A 17,256-nucleotide genomic window follows, 5' to 3' on the forward strand; every position below is an offset into this window, starting at 1 on the left:
GGCCAACCCGGCCACCCCGCCCGGCGGCGCCCCGAACCCCCGCGGCGGGGCGGGCACGCCCCCGGCGCCCCCCGCGGGCGCGCCGGCGCCCGGGGCGCCGGCCCCGCCGCTCGCTACGCCTCCCGCCGCCGCGCAATTGCCGGCCGGACCCGTCAACGGTGGGGGCGCGCCGGTTTGGAACGGCCCCGCGCCCGCGCCGGTCGTCGTTGCCCCCCCCGCCGACCACCCCGAGCCCGGCGACCACCGCGGCGGCCATCAGGATGGTCGTCGCCCGCGATCGCGGCTGCTCGGTCACGGTCGTGGGCGGGAAATCCTCAAACCGTGCGGGCTCCGACAGGGATCCGTCTTCGATGGAAGGGTCGCCCAACGGGCTCGACGCCCACGCCTCGCCGACCGTGAGGTCCTCGTGCGGGATGGCGGCGAACGTAGCCGACCGGAAGTCTCCGGCCGAGGGGTTGCCCAGCGGGCTGGACGCCCACGCCTCGGCGACCGTCAGGTCGTCGTGCGGGATGGCGGCGAATGTCGCGGACTGGAAGTCTTCGATGGTGCTCATGGTGTGTTCCCTTAATGTCGTCGCGGCCCCCGTTGGGCCGCTGTCATAGGTACGAGCAGCCACCCGCAATGGGTCGGACACTTTTTTGGAAACTTTTCTGCCGCGAGAGTGCAACTAGCGACGCCCTCACTCGCGAAATAGGTCGCTAACTGCACTTTCGCGGTCAGCACGCACAGCCCGCGGCCTGCAAGGCTTCGCGGATCCGAGCGATGAGAACCTCCGGCCTGTGGCGCAAGAGGTCGGCACTCACCCGGATGATGCGCCAGCCCCGTCGCTCCAACTCGGCCGTGCGGTCGATGTCCCTGGCACGGACGCGCGCGTCGGTCCAGTGCTGGGCGCCGTCGTACTCGACACCCACGCGCCACTGCTCCCAGCCCATGTCGATGCGCGCAACCACGGCGTACCACTCGTTACATATGGCTATCTGAGTCCGCGGTCTGGGCAAACCGGCGAAGATGATCGCGAGCCTGGTCCTGGTCTCCTGAGGCGATTCCGCACCCGCATCGGCGAGCGCGAGCACCTGCCGCAGCTGCTTCATGCCGCGGGCGCCCCGGTGTGCCACCGTCAGCGGTTCGACATCACGGACCGCCAGCCCGGTAGCCCTCGCCAACGAATCGACCGCGATGACGGCGGGAACCAGGCCGGGACGCCGCCCCAGGTCGAACGCGGTGCGGGCCGGCGAGGTGACCGCCACGCCATTGACAACTGTGACCTCACCCTCCAAAAGCGACTCGTTCCGAGTGACGATCAGCGGTGGCGGACGTTTGCGCCCGCTGATGAGTTCCGCCGGTGACTCAGGGTCGACCCACTCCGCGCCGAGCAATGCGGCCGCGGAGTTCCCCGCCACGACCGCCTGCTTTCCTGACCACAGCCAGGCCGCCAGCGCCCGGTCTCTCGCGGTCAGCGCGCTGTCGCGGCGTTGGTAGACATTGCGATAAATCCGCGTGCACGACCGTCGCAGCTCACGTTCCGTCAACGCGCCCGCGCCGACGGCATGTGTGCCAACGAATGGTGTTCCCTTCCCCATCGCCGCAGACTGCCACGGCCCGCCGACAACACGCGAAAGTGCAACTACCGACGCCCCTACTCGGGAAACGTGTCGCCAGTTGCACTTTCGCGGTCAGGCCTTGGTGATGACCACGCGAACGCCGTCGCCGATCTCTGAGCCGCCGGCGGGCTCGCCGAACTCGAAGCTGGTCGCGAGGATCTCCCCCGCAATGAGTTCTGCATGCGTACGCGCCCAGTCGGCCCGCTCGCCGGGCACCGACATCACCACGCTGATCCGGTCGGACACGTCCAGCCCGGTCGACTTGCGCAGTTCCTGCAGCTCGCGGATCCGGTCCTTGGCCCAGCCCTCGGCCTCCAACTCCGGGGTCACGGTGCCGTCGAGCACCACCAGGCCGGACCCGTCGGGCAGCGCCGCCGTGTAATCCGGGTCGGCGGCCACCAGCCGGGAGCTGTACTCGTCGGGCTGCAGCACCGCGGGACCTGCCGTCAGGGTGCCGTCGGGGTTGACGACGCCCTCGCCGGCCTTGACCGCCTTGATCGCCGCCTGCACGTCCTTGCCCAGCCGCGGGCCGGCCACCCGCGCGTTGACGGTGAGCTCGAAGCGGCCGTACGTGTCGATCGCGTTGGTCAGTTCGACCCGCTTGACGTTGAGCTCATCGGCGATCAGGTCGACGAACGGCTCGAGCCGCCGCGGGTTCTCCACGGCCACGGTGAGCTTCGGCAACGGCAGGCGCACCCGCAGCTTCTTGGCCTTGCGCAGCGACGACGCCGCCGAGCAGACCTCCCGGACCTGATCCATCGCGGCGACCAGGTCGAGATCCGCGGGCAGCGCGTCCGCTTCGGGCCAATCAGTCAAGTGCACCGAGCGCTCGAAGGTCAGACCGCGCCAAATGATCTCGGTGACCGACGGCAACAGCGGGGCGGCCAGCCGGCCGCTCACCTCCAGCACGGTGTGCAACGTGTCGATGGCGTCGGCGTCCTCCTCCCAGAACCGCGAACGCGATCGTCGCACATACCAATTCGTCAACGCCTCGGTGAACTGGCGCAGCTGTTCGCAGGCCCCCGAGATGTCGCAGACATCCATCGACCCGGTCAGGTCGTCGCGCAGCTGCGCCAGCTTGGCCAGGATGTAGCGGTCCAGCACGTTGGCCGAATCCGTGCGCCAGTTACCGACTTTCGGCGCGTAGAGGGCCAGGAAGCTGTAGGCGTTCCACAACGGCAGCAACACCTGGCGCACGCCTTCGCGGATGCCCTGCTCGGTGACGATGAGGTTGCCGCCGCGCAGGATCGGCGAGGCCATCAGGAACCACCGCATCGCATCGGAGCCGTCGCGATCGAACACCTCCGAAACGTCGGGGTAGTTGCGCAGCGACTTGCTCATCTTCTGGCCGTCGGAGCCCAGCACAATCCCGTGCGCGACACACGTTTTGAACGCCGGACGGTCGAACAGCGCGGTGGCCAGCACGTGCAGGGTGTAAAACCAGCCGCGTGTCTGGCCGATGTACTCGACGATGAAATCACCCGGGTAGTGCCCGTCGAACCAGTCGCGGTTTTCGAACGGGTAATGCACCTGCGCATAGGGCATCGAGCCCGAGTCGAACCACACGTCGAGCACGTCGGGGATGCGCCGCATCGTGCTGCGCCCCGAGGGGTCGTCGGGGTTGGGCCGGGTCAGCTCGTCGATGTAGGGACGGTGCAAGTTGGTGGGCCGCACCCCGAAATCGCGCTCCAGCTCGTCGAGGCTGCCATAGACGTCGACGCGCGGATAGGCCGGGTCGTCGGACTTCCACACCGGAATCGGCGTGCCCCAGTAGCGGTTTCGCGAGATGGACCAGTCCCGCGCGCCCTGCAGCCACTTGCCGAACTGACCGTTCTTGACGTGTTCGGGGTACCAGGTGATCTGCTGGTTGAGTTCGACCATGCGGTCCCGGAATTCGGTGACCGCGACGAACCACGACGACACCGCCCGATAGATCAGCGGATTGCGGCATCGCCAGCAGTGCGGGTAGGGGTGCTCGTAGGTCTCGTGGCGGATCAACACCGCGCCGTTGGCCTCCGCCGGTCCGCTCTGGTTCTTCAGGTCGCGGATGATGTGCGGGTTCGCGTCAAAAACGTGCTGCCCCTTGTAGTCCGGGACGGTGGAGTCGAAGCGGCCCTTGGAGTCGACCGGGGTCACCGGCGCGATGCCGGCCGCCTCGCAGACCGCCATGTCGTCCTCGCCGTAGGCCGGCGCCATGTGCACGATCCCGGTGCCGTCCTCGGTGGTCACAAAGTCACCCGGAAGCACCCGGAAGGCGTTGTCCGTATCCATGAAATACGGGAACGGCGGAACATAGCGCAGACCCAGTAGGTCCGCGCCCCGATAGGTACCCAGCACCTCCGGCTCTTCGCCCAACTCCCGCGCGTACGCCGCCAGCCGCGCCTCCGCCAGCACGAAGCGACGGCCGTCCACCTCGACCGCCACGTAGGTCACCTCCGGGTTCACGGCCACCGCGAGGTTCGACGGCAAGGTCCACGGCGTCGTCGTCCACACCAGCAGGTGGGCCCCGTCCAGGTCGCCGCCCGTGACCTTGAAGCCCACCGTCAGGGCCGGCTCCTGGCGACTTTGGTAGACGTCGTCGTCCATCCGCAATTCGTGGTTGGACAGCGGGGTTTCGTCGCGCCAGCAGTACGGCAGCACCCGATAGCCCTCATACGCCAGGCCCTTGTCCCACAGCTGCTTGAACGCCCAGATCACCGACTCCATGTAGGTGGGATCCAGCGTCTTGTAGTCGTTGTCGAAGTCGACCCAGCGGGCCTGGCGCGTCACGTACGCCTGCCACTCGTCGGTGTAGCGCAGCACCGATTCGCGGCACGCGTCGTTGAACGCGGCGATCCCCATGTCGTCGATCTGGGACTTGTCGTTGATGCCGAGCTGGCGTTCGACCTCCAGTTCGGCGGGCAGCCCGTGGGTGTCCCAGCCGAACCGGCGCTCCACCTTGTAGCCGCGCATGGTGCGATACCGCGGCACGATGTCCTTGACGTACCCGGTGAGCAGGTGACCGTAGTGGGGCAGCCCGTTGGCGAACGGCGGCCCATCGTAGAACACGTACTCCGGGGCGCCGTCGCGGCGGGCGATGCTGGCCCGGAAGGTGTCGTCGCGGGCCCAGTAGTCGAGAACCTCGACTTCGAGCGCCGGGAAATCGGGCGCCCCGCCGGCCAGCTTCGGGTACGCCTTGACGTCAGCGTTCTCGGTCACGGTCTGTGTCGTCTCCTGTGGCCATCCTGCTCAGGCCGGGGACGACGACGCGCAAGGTGCGCGAGCGCCGCGGTACCACCCCGCTTGCCGCGCTTGCACGCGACCGCTCGATGAAGGCTGTGACGGGCCTACCCGTTCGGTTCTACTGAGCCTGCCGGCCGTTCTTCCGAAGGCTCCCCGGTGATCGCCGGATCGATGCCATTGGATCGATTCTACTCAAACCCCGCCCTCCAAGGGGCTACCTGGCCTCAGGGCGGCCCTGCGGCCGGGTAGCCCCTTGGAGGCATTTAGGCCCGGACATCGAGCACGCCAACGCGCCACAGCGCGGCGTACACGTGACGCACGCCGATGGCCAAGAAGTGAGCGGCGCCGTCCACCAGCGGGTCGCTGATGACGATGGTCGTGCCCTCGGCCCGGCGCGGTGCCTTCTTGGGCGCGGGAGCCGGAGTCGTGTCGCGCACCACGGTCAGCTTGCGGGCGGGCGCGACGGTTACCACTTCGTCGTGCAGAACTGCGGTCATGATGGTCTCCTGACAGAATCCAAACGAGCGTTGATTGGACTGACGTGTCCCATCCCGTTGTGGTTCCGATCCGAGAACGCTTGGCGGGTAAGCCGATTAGCGTTGCGACGACTCAGCGGAGAACGTCGCGCGTCAGGTCGGATCGGGACGGAACACAGCCCGGACTTCGACCCGGACTATCGCTGGAACTCATGCGTCCCTCACCTCCTCGACGTCGCTCGACCAACACGGAGCGTGCGGTTGCCCGCGCGATCCACGCGCACCAAAAGGAGTACAGAAACCGGCGAATGCCGGAGATCCGCACCCCTCTCGTCAGAGCTTTGGCACTACACGACGTGTCCGATTCCTCGGAAGCCACCTGGGCTCAACCCTTAAGCCGGGAGGAGCTGTCCTGACCCGGGGCGTCTTTCGACGTTCGGGGTCAGTGGCCTGTATTCGCGTAGACGCCTCACCTAACGAGGTGCATACGCGACCGATCATGCATGACCGCCATGACGCGGTCAATGTGATCTGGTCGTCGTGGCCGAATCTTTATGCAGTCATTACGCGGGCACACAGGATTTAACAAGCTTCACCCGCGCCGCGCGGGCGCAGCCCGTCGAGCACCAGCGCCACCACAAAATCCGCGACCTGAGCAGCGGTAACGTCGTCGTCGGTGCTCAGCCGCCGTTGCGCCAACTGGCCCACCAGCGCCGCCAGCGTGTAGGCCACCATGCGCGGCGGGGCGGTGACCACCTCACCACGCTCCTGGGCGGCGACGATGAAGCTTTCGATGTCGTCGATGAAGCGCTCGTAGATCCCGCCGAGATGTTTCTCGAATCGCTCACCCAGCGCGCAGGGGTCCCGCAGCAGCAGCTTGACCGTCGCCTTGTCGGACTCGAAGAACTCCAGCGTCGCCCGCACCGCGACCCGAAGCGCCTCCTCTTGCGCGAGCTTCCCGGCCGAAACCCCCAGCGCCGCAGCGACATGGGCCCGCAGCGCGCCCTCCTCGGCCGCCATCAACGCGTGGAACAGCTCGTCCTTGGAGTCGAAGTACCAATAGACCGAGCCGTAGGCCAGGCCGGCCCGCTTGGCGATGTCGGCGATCGTCGTCGCATGAAACCCTTTGTGCGCGAACACTTCTTTGGCGGCCGCCATGATCTGCTCGCGCCGCTGCGACTTGTCCTCGTCGCTGACCGCGCGGCGCCGGCGGGTCGCGCTGGTCACGAATCGACCAGGCCGTCGAGCCGGCCGATGGTGTCGATGAATTCCTCGACCATGTCGAGCACCACCGAGCGGACCGGGCGGACCCGGTCGAGCGAACCGACCACCTGGCCGACGAAGTACGTCGCCAGCTCGCGCGCCTTGGAGTCCGGATTGGTGGCGGCCTGGTTGATGCGAACCTGGGAGCCGGTGACCAGCGCGGTCTGCAGCGGCATGCCGAGCGGATCGGGGGTGTCGGGCCGTTCCCACTCGTCGGTCCAGGCGGTGCGCAGCATCCGCGCCGGCTTACCGGTCATCGACCGGGAGCGCACCGTGTCCGAGGAGCTGGCCGCCAAGAACTTCTCCTTGACCACGGGGACCGTCTCGGCCTCTTCGGTGGTCAGCCACACCGACCCGCACCACACCCCCTCGGCCCCCAGTGCCAGGGCGGCGGCGACCTGGCGGCCCCGCGCGATCCCGCCGGCGGCGAGCACGGGCACCGGCGATACGGCGTCCACCACCTCGGGGACCAGCACCATGGTCGCCACCTCGCCGGTGTGGCCGCCCGCCTCGGTGCCCTGCGCGACGATCAGGTCCACGCCCGCGGCCGCATGCCGCCGCGCGTGCTGCGTGGTGCCCGCGAGGGCGGCCACCAGGACGTCCTGGTCGTGGGCGCGCTGGACGAGGTCGGCCGGCGGCGGCCCGAGGGCGCTGGCGATCAGCCGTATGTCGTGCTCGAAGGCCACGTCCAGCAGCGGCTCGTAGCCCTTGGGCGAGATGTTCAGGCCCCCGGAGGACGCCCTGGGCTCCTCGGCGGGGGCCACGACGCCGTAGCGGGACAGGATGTCCTCGACGAACGCGCGGTGCTCCTCGGGCAGCAGCTCGCGCGCCTGATTGGCGTCGATCCCACCCTGCTCGGCGCCGACGTATTTGGGCGGCAACAGCAGGTCGACGCCGTAGGGCTTGCCGCCCGTCTGCTCCTCGATCCAGGTGAGCTCGTTGTGCAGGCGCTGGGGACTGTGCGCGACGGCGCCGAGAATCCCGAACCCGCCGGCGTTGGTTACCGCGGCCACCACGTCGCGACAATGGCTGAAGGCGCAGATCGGAAACTCAACGCCGAGCATCTCGGCGACCCTGGTTCGCATTGCCCGACGCTAGGAGTTACTGACTGATAAGTCAATCGGTTAGGGCGACCGGCCGTCCGGCGGCCAGCTGGACACGCCCTCCTCCAACGGGACCTGCAGGCTGCGCAGGATCGACGCGACCATTCGCCACGCCCCGATGGCGGTGACGAGTTCGATGAGAACCGTTGTGTCCCCTTGCAATTCGCGTTCGCACGCGGCCCAGCTCTCGGCGCTGACCGCGCCGTCGCGCACCACGTCGTCGGTGGCCGCGAGCACCGCGCGCTCGGCCGGCCCGAAGCCCTCGTATGTGCGCCAATCGCGGACGCCGAGCAGGTCGTCGGCGCTCACGCCCAACCCCGACGCCACCCGCCAGTGCTGGGTCCACTCGTACTCGCAGGCGGTGAGCCAGCCGATCCGCATGATGGCCAGCTCGCGCAGCCGTGGGTCCAGGGCACCGTGCCAGAGCATCGTGGCCAGCAGGTCGTTGATGCCGCGCGCCAGCGGCGGATGGTTCAGCAGAACCTGGAAGATGCTGAGCTCCGCCATGTAGTCGGGCACCGCGGCCTCGTCCGCGGCGGCCTTGGCCACGTCAAGCGGCAATCTGGGGACCCGGGCTTGTCCGATAGGTGAGGTCATGGTGTGAGTACTCCGTCCACTGGTGGACACCTCGCGTTCACCGCAATGGTAGCCACCACCAGCAGACATACGACCGAAAGAACGATGAACGAAAAGCCCGGAGCCGCAACGCCGCAACGCGGTGCCGGACCGGTGAAAACAACGGTTCCCGCGAGCGTCGCGCCACGGCGGCGTGCGCGAATACCTTTGGCGCCCAGATGGATACCGCGACGACGTCGGCTTCGCGCCGGGCGCCCGATGGCATCGCCCGGCCCTCGCCAGCGGATGAATTCAAAGCCCGTGATCGGTCCGTGATCGGTCTCCGGCGCCTCACCTGCCCCGGCGCGTCGGCCTCCATCCGGGCGCGGCAATCACGGCGAAGTATGAATCTCGCCACAATTCAGTCGGACTTAACTTGCAATCTTAAAGATTTCAGCGATTTCCCTGCGGAGTTTCGCAATAGTCCCTACCATGACCTGATTACGCATCCTCGATGCACGGCATCGGTGCGCCCAATTTAGGTCGCTGCCTCGGCCCGCGCGGGTCGGCTGCCTCGGGCTGGCCTCGACGCCTCGCGCCGACAACGTCCCTGGTCGACGCCCGTTCGGGCAGGTAAACGCCGGAGACCTTGGCGGACAGCGCCTCTGGCGGCGACGGCGGGACGACGCAATGGCCGAATACCGTCCCAAAAGTATGCGTCTGGGCCATTGGCCAAGCCCGGCGTCGACCGGCCCTGGCCAGCGCATTGTTAAATTTTTGTACGTTCGCACGATTTTTCCACGCGTGAGAACCGAAGCCGCTACGCTGCTGATCGCGCCATGTTCTTACGGGTGGGCTTCGATGCGGGGGTCGGTGGGTTTTTTGGGGCGTTGCGGCGGAGTTGCCAGCTCGCACAAAAAAATTCGACGAGATTTCTCGAAGCCCAGATAAGAGCGGGCAGCAGTGATAGGAACTTGTGGATAGGCAAGGAGAGGTGAAGGACTGTGGATAAGGCAGGCGTGACTCCGGTTGCCGTCATCGGGATGGCATGCCGGCTGCCAGGGGGAATCGACTCACCTGACCTCTTTTGGGAAGCGTTGCTCCGTGGCGACGACCTTGTCAAGGAAATTCCCGCCGAACGCTGGGACGTCGACTACTACTACGACCCCGAGCCGGGCGTGCCTGGCCGGTCCGTCTGCAAGTGGGGCTCGTTCCTCGACAACGTCGGCGACTTCGACCCCGAGTTCTTCGGCATCACCGAAAAAGAAGCCACCGCGATGGACCCCCAGCACCGGTTGCTGATGGAAACCGCGTGGGAGGCCATGGAACATGCCGGCCTCACCAAAGACACGATGGCCGAGGAAACGGGCGTTTTCGTCGGATTGAACTACGGCGACTACCAATTCGTCCACGCCGCCACCGACGCCTTCGACGGTCCGTACGGAAACCCCGGCACCATCTCCTGCATGGCGTCCGGGCGCATCGCCTACGCGCTCGGCCTGCACGGTCCCGCGGTGACGATCGACACCGCGTGCTCATCCGGCCTGTTCGCCATCCACCAGGCCTGCCGCAGCCTCAACGACGGAGAGAGCAACCTCGCATTCGCCGGTGGCGTGAACGTGATGCTGGAACCGCGCCGGTCCGCCTCCGCGTCGGCCGGGGGGATGCTGTCGGGCACCGGGCACTGCTACGCGTTCGACGTCAAGGCCGACGGCTTCGTCTCCGGCGAGGGCTGCGTGGTGCTGCTGCTCAAGCGCCTCACCGACGCGCAGCGCGACGGCGACCGGATCCTCGGTGTGATCCGCGCCACGGCCGCCAACCAGGACGGCCACACCATGAACATCGCGATGCCGTCCGGCGAGGCGCAGTCCGCGGTTTACCGCGCGGCGCTCGCGGCGGCGGGCGTGGACGCCGGCACCGTCGGCATGGTCGAGGCGCACGGCACGGGCACCCCCGTCGGCGACCCGATCGAATACGGCAGCCTGGCCGAGGTATACGGCATCGGCAACCCCTGCGTCCTCGGCGCCTCGAAGACGAACTTCGGCCACACCCAGGCCGCCGCGGGTGCGCTGGGGATGATGAAGGCGATTCTCTCCGTCCAGCACGGCGTCGTTCCCAAGAACCTGCACTTCGAAAACCTGCCCGACGAAATGGCCCGGATCGACACCGGATTGTTTGTGCCGCAAGAGAATACGCCGTGGCCGCTGAATGGCGAGCAACCGCGGCGCGCGGCGGTGTCGGCGTACGGAATCTCCGGCACCAACGTGCACGCGATCGTCGAGCAAGCTCCCGAGCCCCTGTCGCGCAACGGCGCGGCGACCCGGCCGGGCCACGACGGCACGCTGCTTTTCCCGCTGTCGGCCACCTCGGACGACAGTCTGCGCGAAACCGCAGCACGGCTGGCGGACTGGGTCGAGGCCCACCTCTCGGAGCTGGCGGCGTCGGACCTGGCCTACACGCTCGCCCGCAAGCGCGGCCACCGCTCCGTGCGCACCACCGTGCTGGCCAGCGACACCGCGGAGCTGCTGGCGGCCCTGCGGGACGTCGCCAACGGCGACGCCCTCTTTCAGGAAGTGGTCGGCCAGGAGGAGCGCGGCCCGGTCTGGGTGTTCTCCGGGCAGGGGTCGCAGTGGGCCACGATGGGGACCGACCTGCTGGCGAAGGAGCCCGCGTTCGCCGCGGCCATCGCCGAGATCGAGCCGCTGATCGCCCACGAGTCCGGGTTCTCCGTCACCGAGGCGCTGACCGCGCCCGAGAAGGTCACCGGCATCGACCGGGTGCAACCGACCATCTTCGCAATGCAGGTCGCGCTGGCGGCCACGATGAAGTCCTACGGGGTCCGGCCCGGCGCGGTGATCGGCCACTCGATGGGCGAGTCCGCGGCGGCCGTCGTCGCCGGGGCGCTGTCGCTGGAGGACGGGGTTCGGGTCATCTGCCGCCGCTCGCGACTGATGACCACGATCGCCGGTTCGGGCGCCATGGCGTCCGTGGAACTGCCCGCCCAGCAAGTGCTTTCGGAACTGATGGCGCGCGGCGTCAACGACGCCGTGGTGGCGGTGGTGGCCTCTCCGCAGTCCACCGTCATCGGCGGCGCGACCGAGACGGTCCGCGAGCTGGTGGCGGTGTGGGAGCAGCGTGAGGTGATGGCCCGCGAGGTCGCCGTCGACGTGGCCTCGCACTCGCCGCAGGTCGACCCGATCCTCGACGAGCTGTACGACGTGCTGGCCGAGATCGAGCCGCTGACCCCGGAGGTCCCCTACTACTCGGCCACCTCGTTCGACCCCCGCGAGGAGCCGTACTGCGACGCCAACTACTGGGTCGACAACCTGCGCCACACGGTCCGATTCTCGGCCGCGGTGCAGGCGGCGCTGGAGGACGGCTACCGCGTCTTCGGCGAGCTCTCGCCCCACCCGCTGCTGACCCACGCGGTCGACCAGACCGCCCGCAGCCTCGACATGACGGTGGCCGCCCTCGCCGCCATGCGGCGCGAACAGCCGCTCCCCCACGGCATGCGCGGGCTGTTGGGTGACCTCTACGCCACCGGCGCCACGGTCGACTTCTCCGTGCTCTACCCCGGCGGCCATCTGGTCGACGCGCCGCTGCCGGCGTGGACACACCGCTCGCTGCTGTTGAGCCGCGAGGGGCACAGCTCGCGCGCGCTGGCCTCCAGTGTCCCGGTGCACCCGCTGATGGGCCAGCACGTGCGCCTGCCCGAGGAGCCGGAGCGCCACGTCTGGCAGGCCGACATCGGCACGGCGACGCTGCCCTGGCTGGCCGACCACCAGGTCCACGGCACGGCCACGCTGCCGGGCGCGGCCTACTGCGAGATGGCGCTGGCCGCCGCGCGCACCGTCTTCGGCGAGGCATCCGAGGTTCGCGACGTCCGCTTCGAGCAGATGCTGATGCTCGACGAGGAAACCCACATCAGCCTCACCGCCACCGCTGAAACACCCGGCGCGCTCACCTTCGCGGTGGAAACCAACGAGGACGGCATGCAGGCACGCCGTGCGTCCGCGGTGTTGCACGACGTCGACGACGAAGACGTGCCGACCGCGCAGGACATCGACGAGCTGCTCGAGACCCACCCGAGCCGCCTTGAGGGCGCCGACCTCCGCGACGCCATGGACCTGTGCGGCATCCAGTACGGCCCCGCCTTCACCGGCCTGGCCGGTGCGCACACCGCCGAGGGAACCGGCACCACGGTGCTGGCCGAGATCGGGCTGCCCAGCGTGATCCGGACCCAGCAGACGAATTACGGGGTCCACCCGGCGCTGCTCGACGCCTGCTTCCAGTCGGTCGCCGCGCACCCCAGCGTCGCGAACGCCAGCCTGGGCGGCCTACTGTTGCCGCTCGGTGTTCGCCGGCTTCGGGTCCACGGCAACGTCAGCACCGCCCGCTACTGCTACTCGCGGGTGACCTCGGCGAGCGGTGGAGCCGTGGAGGCCGACCTCGACGTGCTGGACAAGCAGGGGACCGTGCTGCTGACCGTGCGCGGGCTGCAGATGGGCACCGGCATCTCGCCCAGCGGCGAGCGGGCCAAGGTGATGGCCGAGCGGCTGCTGACGGTGGAATGGCAGCAACGCCAGCTGCCCGAGGCCGCCGCCGAGACCGGCGCGTGGCTGCTGGTCAGCACCTCCGACGCCGCCGACCTGGTGGCCGCAGCGCTCACCGACGCGATGAAGCTGCACGACGCGGAAGCCAAGACCCTGTCCTGGCCGCAGCAGGCCGACCACCAGGCGATGGCCGGGCGGCTGCGCGACGAGGTCGAAAAGGGCGAATTCGCCGGCGTGGTCGTGGTGACCGAGCCGAAGAACGGCAACCCGGACGACGAAAGTGCCACGCGCGGCGGCGATTTGGTCCACCACGTGGTGCGCATCGCTCGCGAGCTCCCGGAACTTCAGGGCGAGTCGCCCCGGTTGTTCGTCATCACCCGCAACGCCCAGAAGGTGCTGTCGGAGGACGTTCCCAACCTCGACCAGGGCGGCCTGCGCGGCCTGCTGCGGGTGATCGGTGCCGAGCACCCGCACCTGCACACCACCCACATCGACGTCGACGAGCAGACCGGCGCCGAGCAGGTGGTGCGCCAGCTGCTGATGACCGGCCCCGGCGAGGACGAGACGGCCTGGCGCAACGACGAGTGGTACAGCGCGCGCCTGTGCCCCACCCCGCTGCGTCCCGAGGAGCGGCTGTCCACCGTCGTCGATCACGACGCCGCCGGGATGCGCATGCAGATCCGCACGCCGGGTGACCTGCAGACGATGGAGTTCGCCGCGTTCGACCGGGTTCCGCCGGGGCCCGGGCAGATCGAGGTGGCGGTCACCGCGTCGAGCATCAACTTCGCCGACGTGCTGAACGCGTTCGGCCGCTACCAGAGCCTGGACAACATCCTGCCCCAGCTGGGCACGGACTTCGCGGGCGTAGTCACCGCCGTCGGGCCCGACGTCACCAACCACAAGGTCGGTGACCACGTCGGCGGCATGTCCCCCAACGGCTGCTGGGCCACGTTCGTCACCTGTGACGCGCGCCTGGCCACTACGCTGCCCGAGGGCCTGAGCGACGCGCAGGCGGCCGCGGTGACGACCGCGCACGCCACCGCCTGGTACGGGCTGAACGAACTGGCCCGGATCAAGGCCGGCGACAAGGTGCTGATCCACTCCGGCACCGGCGGCGTCGGGCAGGCGGCCATCGCCATCGCCCGCGCGGCGGGGGCCGAGATCTTCGCCACGGCCGGCAGCGAGCAGCGTCGACAGCTGTTGCGCGACATGGGGATCGAACATGTCTACGACTCGCGCTCCGTCGAGTTCGCCGAGCAGATCCGCCGCGACACCGACGGCTACGGCGTGGACATCGTGCTCAACTCGGTGACCGGCGCCGCGCAGCTGGCCGGGATCAAGCTGCTCGCCCTGGGCGGACGGTTCGTCGAGATCGGCAAGCGCGACATCTACGGGGACACCAAGCTGGGTCTGTTCCCGTTCCGTCGCAACCTGGCGTTCTGGGGCGTCGACCTGGGCCTGATGTCCGTCAGTCACCCCAGTCAGGTCAGCCAGGTGCTGAGCACCGTCTACCGGCTGACCGCCGAGGGTGCGCTGCCGATGCCCGAGAGCACGCACTACCCGCTCTCCGAGGCGGCCACCGCGATTCGCGTGATGAGCGCGGCCGAGCACACCGGCAAGCTCATCCTCGACATCCCGCGGGCCGGCCGCAGCAGCGTGGTGCTGCCGCCCGAGCAGGCGCCGGTCTTCCGGCGCGACGGCTCCTACATCATCACCGGTGGTCTGGGTGGCCTCGGGCTGTTCCTGGCCGAGAAGATGGCCGCGGCCGGAGCCGGTCGGATCGTGCTCAGCTCGCGTTCCGAGCCCTCGCAGAAGGCGCTTGAAACGATCGAGCTCGTCCGAGCGATAGGTTCTGACGTGATCGTCGAGTGCGGCGACATCGCCCAGGCCGACGTCGCAGCGCGATTGGTGGCCACGGCGACCGCCACGGGTCTGCCGTTGCGGGGCGTGCTGCACGCGGCCGCGGTGGTCGAGGATGCCACCCTGACCAACATCACCGATGAGCTGATCGACCGTGACTGGGCGCCAAAGGTGTACGGCGCGTGGAACTTGCACGAGGCAACCGCATCCGCGGACCTGGACTGGTTCTGCTCGTTCTCGTCGGCGGCGGCCCTGCTGGGCTCGCCGGGCCAGGGCGCCTACGCCGCGGCCAACAGCTGGCTGGACGCCTTCACCCACTGGCGACGCGCGCAGGGCCTGCCGGCCACCGCGATCGCCTGGGGTGCTTGGGGCGAGATCGGCCGCGGTGCGGACTTCGCCGAAGGCAGCGGCGCCGCGATCGCTCCCGACGAGGGTGCGTACGCCTTCGAGGCGCTGCTGCGCCACGACCGCGCGTACACCGGCTACAGCCCGCTCATCGGGACGCCGTGGATCGCGTCCTTCGCGGAACGCAGCAAGTTCCTCGAAATGTTCAAGTCGGCCGGCGAAAAGCGCTCGGGCTCAAGCAAACTGCGCGCCGAGCTGTCCGACTTGCCGCTCGACGAGTGGCCCGCCCGGCTGCGGCGCCTGCTCTCCGAGCAGATCGGCCTGATCCTGCGCCGCAACATCGACGTGGATCACGCGCTTTCCGAATACGGCCTCGACTCGCTGGGCAATCTCGAATTGCGCACGCACATCGAGGCACAGACGGGGGTACGCATCACCTCGGCCGACATCACCACGGTGCGCGGCTTGGCGGATCACCTGTTTTCGAAGCTGGCTCCTAAGGAGGGCGCCGCGGCACCCGCGTGAGATAGGTCCTACGTCAACGTCGACTGCACTGCTTAGGCCGGTATTAGAAGGAGGGAAACGTGTTCATCGGTGGAGGCTCTGAGCACGACAGCCTGCGAGTTGGCAACGCGTACGACTGGTACCCGGGCCCGGGTTCGGTCGTCACGTGGCAGCCGACGCCCGGCTGCATCGCGAAGGCTCGGCAGGCGCCGGTAAGCCCGGTGCCGCCCAGCTCCATGCAGGCGGGCCACTTGCGTGGATTCGTCGAGTTTGGCGAGCGGGGGCTCGACTACTCGCGAGCGATCATGGGGTCCTGGGATGTGCCCGGTCGCTGCGACATTCGCGCGATGAGCTACGTCATCAACGCGCACCTTCGGCGTCACGCGACCTACCACAGCTGGTTCGAGTACACGGAAGACAAGAAGATCGTCCGCCACACCCTGAAGAACCCGCGCGACATTCAGTTCGTCGCCAAGGAGTACGGCGTGATGACGGAGCTCGAATGGCGCGACCACGTGCTGGCCACGCCCGACCCGCTGCAGTGGGACTGCTTCAGGTTGGGCATCGTCCAGCACGACGACCGCTTCTCGCTGTACGCGGTCGTGGACCACCTGCACTGCGACCCGATGTTGCTCGCGGGGCTGTACGTCGAGATCGTGATGAACTACACCGCGCTCATCGAGGGCAAGGCGCCCGTCACGCTGCCGCCGGCGGCAAGCTACGACGACTTCTGCATGCGCGAGCACCAGATCGTGTCGGGAATGACGCTGGAGTCCCCGGAGGTGCGCAAGTGGATCGACTTCGCCGAGGCCAACGGCGGGACCCTGCCGGACTTCCCGCTGCCGCTGGGCGACCAGTCGATCCCGTGCGGCGGGGACACCCACGTGGAGCGGCTGCTGGGCCCGGAGCAGACGGCGCAGTTCGAGGCCCTGTGCCGGCAGGCGGGCGCCCGGTTCAGCGGCGGCCTGTTCGCGTGCGCCGCCCTGGCTCACTACGAATTGTGCGGCGCGGAAACGTATTACGGGCTCACCCCGACCGACAAGCGGAAGAGCCCGGCGGACTTCATGACGGTGGGCTGGTTCACCGGTGTGGTGCCGTTCACCGTTCCGGTCGACCCGAACTCGTTCGAGGAAACGGCCCGCGCCGCGCAGGCTTCCTTCGACGCGAACATGGATCTGGCGAACGTGCCGTTCGACCGCGTCCTGGAACTGGCGCCGTGGCTGCGCAAGCACGGACCCCAGTTCACCATGATGAGCTACATGGACGCGGGCCTGCCTCCCCTGTCCGGCATCGTCGCCACCGCTCTGGATGGCGTGAACGCGACCGCGTTCACCGATGGCCGCAGCCCTGCGTACATGTACTCAACGGTGTTCCGGCTGTTCGACGAGGTCTCGATCATGGTGTCCTACCCGAACAACCCGGTCGCCCGCGAGTCCGTGATCCGCTACACCGAGGCCTTGAAGTCGGTGTTCGACCGGGTCGTCGCGGGCACGCTGGCCGCGGTGCCGGTTCGCGTAGCCAGGTAAGCTGCGAAGCGCTTCGCCCTCGAGCGAAGTGGAAGGCTGAGCTCCGTCGATGAAGTTTGTCCTGGCGGCCCATGGAACCCGCGGCGACATCGAGCCCGGTGCCACGGTCGGTGTGGAACTGCGGCGCCGCGGGCATGACGTCCGAATGGCGGTGCCGCCCAACCTGGTTGACTTCGTCGAGTCGGCCGGGGTTCCCGCCGTCGCCTACGGGCCGGACACGCGCGAGCAGGTGGTGGCCGTCGCCGACT

Annotated in this window: 10 protein-coding genes and 1 riboswitch; of the genes, 3 read left to right on the forward strand and 7 right to left on the reverse strand. The window is 68.5% G+C overall.

From position 1 onward, the window contains the following. The 7 genes from A9X00_RS05080 to A9X00_RS05110 all read right to left on the reverse strand — a co-directional run. On the reverse strand, positions 1-553 hold a 553-nt coding region (locus tag A9X00_RS05080), incomplete at its 3' end, for a hypothetical protein (RefSeq protein ID WP_197515056.1). A gap of 163 nt (positions 554-716) precedes the next feature. Further along, complete coding sequence (locus A9X00_RS05085; protein WP_067149958.1) at positions 717-1,580, reverse strand: DUF559 domain-containing protein; 864 nt, start codon at positions 1,578-1,580, stop codon at positions 717-719. Positions 1,581-1,673: 93 nt separating this feature from the next. Further along, positions 1,674-4,799, reverse strand: a complete 3,126-nt coding sequence (gene ileS / locus A9X00_RS05090; protein WP_067149961.1) for an isoleucine--tRNA ligase — start codon at positions 4,797-4,799, stop codon at positions 1,674-1,676. 287 nt (positions 4,800-5,086) lie between these two features. Continuing rightward, positions 5,087-5,320 (reverse strand): Rv1535 family protein, encoded by a 234-nt coding sequence (locus tag A9X00_RS05095; RefSeq protein WP_067149964.1) that lies wholly within the window; start codon positions 5,318-5,320, stop codon positions 5,087-5,089. A 297-nt stretch (positions 5,321-5,617) separates the two neighbouring features. Further along, positions 5,618-5,787: riboswitch (M-box (ykoK) riboswitch) on the reverse strand. 94 nt (positions 5,788-5,881) lie between these two features. Then, the gene (locus A9X00_RS05100; protein WP_067149967.1) at positions 5,882-6,526 is read right to left on the reverse strand and encodes a TetR/AcrR family transcriptional regulator; all 645 of its coding nucleotides are present in this window, start codon (positions 6,524-6,526) and stop codon (positions 5,882-5,884) included. Further along, on the reverse strand, positions 6,523-7,647 hold the full coding sequence (locus A9X00_RS05105) for a nitronate monooxygenase family protein (protein WP_067149970.1): 1,125 nt from the start codon (positions 7,645-7,647) through the stop codon (positions 6,523-6,525). Before A9X00_RS05105 ends, A9X00_RS05100 begins: the two co-directional genes overlap by 4 nt. Positions 7,648-7,686: 39 nt before the next feature. Next, positions 7,687-8,250 (reverse strand): carboxymuconolactone decarboxylase family protein, encoded by a 564-nt coding sequence (locus A9X00_RS05110; RefSeq protein WP_156771928.1) that lies wholly within the window; start codon positions 8,248-8,250, stop codon positions 7,687-7,689. A 974-nt stretch (positions 8,251-9,224) separates the two neighbouring features. On the opposite strand from A9X00_RS05110, the gene pks2 reads away from it, so the two are divergent. From pks2 to A9X00_RS05125, 3 genes are all read left to right on the forward strand, one after another. Next, positions 9,225-15,503 (forward strand): type I polyketide synthase, encoded by a 6,279-nt coding sequence (pks2, locus tag A9X00_RS05115; protein ID WP_067149976.1) that lies wholly within the window; start codon positions 9,225-9,227, stop codon positions 15,501-15,503. A gap of 59 nt (positions 15,504-15,562) precedes the next feature. Then, positions 15,563-17,008, forward strand: coding sequence for a condensation domain-containing protein (locus A9X00_RS05120; RefSeq protein WP_067149979.1), 1,446 nt, complete (start codon positions 15,563-15,565; stop codon positions 17,006-17,008). Positions 17,009-17,057: 49 nt separating this feature from the next. Further along, positions 17,058-17,256, forward strand: a 199-nt coding sequence (locus A9X00_RS05125) for a glycosyltransferase (RefSeq protein ID WP_197515057.1), incomplete at its 3' end; no start/stop codon positions are given.

This window comes from Mycobacterium sp. 1245805.9, assembly GCF_001672915.1.
In the GTDB taxonomy this organism is placed as follows: Bacteria; Actinomycetota; Actinomycetes; order Mycobacteriales; family Mycobacteriaceae; genus Mycobacterium.

Excerpts from the sequence above, each read along its gene's own strand:
- A9X00_RS05105 (WP_067149970.1), bottom strand. The coding sequence starts at position 7,647 with ATGCGAACCAGGGTCGCCGAGATGCTCGGCGTTGAGTTTCCGATCTGC.
- A9X00_RS05085 (WP_067149958.1), bottom strand. The coding sequence starts at position 1,580 with ATGGGGAAGGGAACACCATTCGTTGGCACACATGCCGTCGGCGCGGGC.
- A9X00_RS05095 (WP_067149964.1), bottom strand. The coding sequence starts at position 5,320 with ATGACCGCAGTTCTGCACGACGAAGTGGTAACCGTCGCGCCCGCCCGC.